Source organism: Mesorhizobium sp. M2C.T.Ca.TU.002.02.1.1, assembly GCF_003997225.1.
On record NZ_RZTO01000589.1, the window covers coordinates 1 to 3,977 of the forward strand.

6 protein-coding genes and 1 pseudogene are annotated in these 3,977 nt (G+C 59.9%); 5 read left to right on the forward strand and 2 right to left on the reverse strand.

Features of this window, described 5'->3' with window-relative positions; all coding sequences use genetic code 11:
• Nucleotides 1-234 precede the first annotated feature (234 nt).
• Entirely contained in the window at nt 235-375 is a 141-nt protein-coding gene (locus EOD07_RS25525; protein ID WP_071031999.1) for a DUF1127 domain-containing protein, read from the forward strand.
• A 53-nt stretch (nt 376-428) separates the two neighbouring features.
• Nucleotides 429-569, forward strand: a complete 141-nt coding sequence (locus EOD07_RS25530) for a DUF1127 domain-containing protein (protein ID WP_071031998.1) — start codon at nt 429-431, stop codon at nt 567-569.
• A gap of 394 nt (nt 570-963) precedes the next feature.
• On the opposite strand, the gene EOD07_RS25535 is transcribed toward EOD07_RS25530, so the two are convergent.
• Entirely contained in the window at nt 964-1,425 is a 462-nt protein-coding gene (locus EOD07_RS25535) for a hypothetical protein (RefSeq protein ID WP_127237393.1), read from the reverse strand.
• A gap of 159 nt (nt 1,426-1,584) precedes the next feature.
• Between EOD07_RS25535 and trmFO the strand changes: the two genes are divergently transcribed.
• The 3 genes from trmFO (at nt 1,585) to EOD07_RS25550 (ending at nt 3,664) form a co-directional block, all read left to right on the forward strand.
• Entirely contained in the window at nt 1,585-2,994 is a 1,410-nt protein-coding gene (trmFO, locus tag EOD07_RS25540; protein WP_127237394.1) for a methylenetetrahydrofolate--tRNA-(uracil(54)-C(5))-methyltransferase (FADH(2)-oxidizing) TrmFO, read from the forward strand.
• Nucleotides 2,995-3,066: 72 nt separating this feature from the next.
• Entirely contained in the window at nt 3,067-3,369 is a 303-nt protein-coding gene (locus EOD07_RS25545; protein ID WP_127237395.1) for a type II toxin-antitoxin system ParD family antitoxin, read from the forward strand.
• Complete coding sequence (locus tag EOD07_RS25550; RefSeq protein WP_127237396.1) at nt 3,341-3,664, forward strand: type II toxin-antitoxin system RelE/ParE family toxin; 324 nt, start codon at nt 3,341-3,343, stop codon at nt 3,662-3,664. Before EOD07_RS25545 ends, EOD07_RS25550 begins: the two co-directional genes overlap by 29 nt.
• A 1-nt stretch (nt 3,665) precedes the next feature.
• On the opposite strand, the pseudogene EOD07_RS25555 reads toward EOD07_RS25550, so the two are convergent.
• A pseudogene (locus EOD07_RS25555) lies at nt 3,666-3,977 on the reverse strand (sterol desaturase family protein); the annotation flags it as partial.

Genomic DNA, 3,977 nt, shown 5'->3' on the forward strand with positions numbered 1-3,977 from the left:
GCTTTCCCCCGGAGCCAGGTCATGTCCTTAGCCGGAACAGCCAAACCGTTGACGCAGCGGCATTTTCCGATTCGGCCTTCTTTGTGACGCAGGCGTGAATGGCCGTTAATGTTGCATTGCACAATTTGCATTGCTGCCATGCGCCAACGGCACTTTTAAACCGATACGATCCCACCTATTTTCCGTTCGTACACAAACGGAATGATCCGAACCAAAGACGAAACGAGAACTACCATGAACCTGATCCGCAACTACCGCAACTGGCGCCGCTACCGGGAAACCGTTTCCGAGCTGAGCCGCCTGTCGAACCGTGAACTGACCGACCTCGGCATCAGCCGCAGCGACATCCACTACGTCGCCCGCAAGGCGGTCTAATCCGCTTCGGACCGCAAATGGTCCGAACCAGTTTTAAAGAGAGCAAGACGACAATGAACCTGATCCGCAGCTATCGTAACTGGCGCGTCTACCGCGACACCGTTGCTGAGTTGGGTCGGCTTTCGAACCGCCAGCTCCATGATCTCGGCATCGTTCGCGATGAGATCAAGATGGTTGCCCGCAAGGCGATCTAAGTAAGGAATTTCGCCAGGGTCGACCTCCTCCCCGACCCTGACGGATACGGCCAGCCCTTACCTCCTCCCAAGGGTTGACCACCGAAACGGCGCCCGCCGGACCTCCTCCCCCGGCGGGCGTTGTTCAGAAGCGAACGAAGTTCGTCTTCCGAACGAAGTTCGTCTTCGAAGGTTTCGCCCTTCTAAAAAGGCGAAAAGGATTTTCGCCCTTGAAGGCGAAAGAGATTTCGTCAAAGCCGACCTCCTCCCCGGCGATGGCGAATACGGTCGATCTTCACCTCCTCCCGAGGATCGACCCCCAAAACGACACCCGCCGGACCTCCTCCCCCGGCGGGTGTTGTTGTTTTTGGCGTAGGCAGACTGGTAAGCGGTGCCAAGCGGCTTTAGCGAGAAACTATATCCCCTTAGAGCGCTTTAAGCCGGTCTCAACCGTTTCGCCATCCGCGCAAAAGTCATCTATGGCAGCGTAGAGCTTCCTATACTCCTCGAGTAACTTTCTCTGGCGACGCGGCATTTTCTCGAGCTCAGAAACCTTGTGGGCGATCTCTAACTTGGTCATCTTCTCAGACCTGGCGCTACTTCTGACGCCGTTTGAATCGAGCTTAGACCGCAGTGTCGTAGCAGGGATGTTGAAACCAGCAAACAAGTCGCCAGCTTCGGCCGTCATAACGCTAGCCCTCTTCTTCCTTTGAGTTCTAACGACACTAGCGATACCGTGATCTATCAAGTAGGAAGCAAGTGCCTCGACCTTGGGCGTGTAAGATCGGCGGACTTCTTTCACGAGTTCCTTAGTGCTTCTACCGTCAACAAGCGATGAAATAAGAGAATTGAACTCAACAATTGCAAGTTGGCTCATTTTCTGCATCTCCGGTGGAATCAGAAGAATGAGTGATTCGCAGGCTATCTACAACTAAATTGGCACTCGCGGTCGACGACTGCTAACAGCCTACGCGGCACGTCCCGAGGTATGATTCTGGTTGTTGTCATTTTGATCGCATATCTTTAGTCCAATCCCATGAGCAAAAATCCCGTACACGTCATCGGCGGCGGCCTCGCCGGCTCCGAAGCCGCATGGCAGATCGCGCAAGCCGGCGTTCCGGTCGTGCTGCATGAAATGCGTCCTGTGCGCGGCACCGACGCGCATAAGACCGACGGCCTGGCGGAGCTGGTCTGCTCGAACTCCTTCCGCTCCGACGACGCCGAAAACAACGCCGTCGGCCTGCTGCATGCCGAAATGCGCCTTGCCGGCTCGCTGATCATGAGCGCCGGCGACGCCAACCAGGTACCGGCCGGCGGCGCGCTGGCGGTCGACCGTGACGGCTTTTCCGACGCGGTCACCGCAAAGATCGAAGCGCATCCGCTGATAACCATCCAGCGCGAGGAAGTGCCCGGACTGCCGCCGCGGGATTGGGACCAGGCGATCATCGCCACCGGCCCGCTGACGGCGCCTTCGCTGGCGCAGTCGATCGCCGAGGCCACCGGCGCCGATGCGCTGGCCTTCTTCGACGCGATCGCGCCGATCGTGCATTTCGACACGATCGACATGAACACTTCATGGTTTCAATCGCGCTACGACAAGGTCGGCCCCGGCGGCACCGGCAAGGACTACATCAACTGCCCGATGGACAAAGACCAGTATTTCGCCTTCGTGGCAGCGCTGCTGGAGGGCCAAAAGACCGAGTTTAAACAGTGGGAAGGCACGCCCTATTTCGATGGCTGCCTGCCGATCGAGGTGATGGCCGAGCGCGGCGTCGAGACGCTGCGCTACGGGCCGATGAAGCCGATGGGGCTGACCAACGTCCACAATCCGTCGGTCAAGGCCTATGCGGTGGTGCAGCTTCGCCAGGACAATGCGCTGGGCACGCTCTACAACATGGTCGGCTTCCAGACCAAGCTGAAGCATGCCGAGCAGGTGCGCATCTTCCGCACCATTCCGGGGCTCGAAAACGCGGACTTCGCACGGCTCGGCGGCCTGCACCGCAACACCTACATCAACTCGCCGACGCTGCTCGACCCCTCACTGCAGCTGAAGTCGCGGCCCGGCCTGCGCTTCGCCGGCCAGATCACCGGCTGCGAAGGCTATGTCGAAAGCGCGGCAATAGGCCTGCTCGCCGGCCGCTTTGCCGCCGCCGAACGGCTCGGCCAGGCACCGTCGCTGCCGCCCTCGACCACTGCCTTTGGGGCATTGCTGAACCACATCACCGGCGGCCACATCGTCTCGGACGACGAGCCGGGCAAACGCTCCTTCCAGCCGATGAACGTCAATTTCGGCCTGTTCCCGCCGGTGGAAGCGCCGAAGACCGAGGGCAAGCGCCTGCGCGGCAAGGACAAGACGATCGCGAAAAGGCACGCGATCACATCGCGCGCGCTGGCCGATTGCCGAGGGTGGCTGGGGCTGCCGGCGCAGGCCGAGGCGGCGGAGTAGGCTTTTAGGCTGCGGTTGGACGACCCATATAAAGTGGGATAATATCCCACTTTATATGCATGGAGACCTGCCATGGAATCTGCCGAGAAATTGTCCGTCACCGTCACGCCAGCCATGGCGCGCATGATCCGCGAAAAGGTCGATGACGGCTCCTACGGCTCGGCAAGCGAAGTCATCCGCGCCGCGCTGCGAGCTTTTCAGCGCGAAGAGGAAGAGCATGCGGAACGCATGGCCGCGATCAGAGCGCGGGTGAAGGCGTCGCTTGAGGATAAGAGGCCCGCGGTTCCACTCGACGAGGCGATCCACAGGGTAAAGAGCCGAATTTCGCAACTGGCGCGAGACAATGATGATCCAGCGTCTCGCCGTCGTTCTTAGCGAAGCGGCCATAGCCGACCTCGAAGCCATTGCCGCCTATATCCTGGAGAACAGCGGAAGCGAAAACATCGCCAATGGCTTCGTAGATCGGATAGAGGAGCGCTGCCGCAGCATCGGCAATGCCCCTCGCGGTGGCCGTTCCCGCGACGACATCATGCCGGGACTAAGGACTGTTCCGTTCGAGCATTCCGCCGTCATCGCCTATGTCGTGGAAGGCGATGCCGTATTCATCGTCAATGTCTTCTACGGCGGTCGCGACTACGAAGCGATGATACGCGGCGGCGAGCAGTCCTGAATCACTCCGCCGCCGCCCTCGCCCCGGGCAATCCCGGCTTTCCTGCCTCTCCCGGATTCCTACGCACATAGGCCGCTTTCAGCGTCTCCGACGTGTCTCTTGAACCGTCATGGCTCCAGCCCGGCGGCTGGATGAGGTAATTCAGCCGCTGGCGGAGCGTCAGCCCCGGCATCAGTGCGTCCTTGAACATGCCGATCCATTCGTGGAACGCCACCTTAAGCGGGTTGAAGGTGCCGATGTTCTTGACGATCCCGTAGCGCGGCCGGTCTTCCTCCAACTCCTCGACGAAGGTCCCGAACATGCGGTCCCAGAT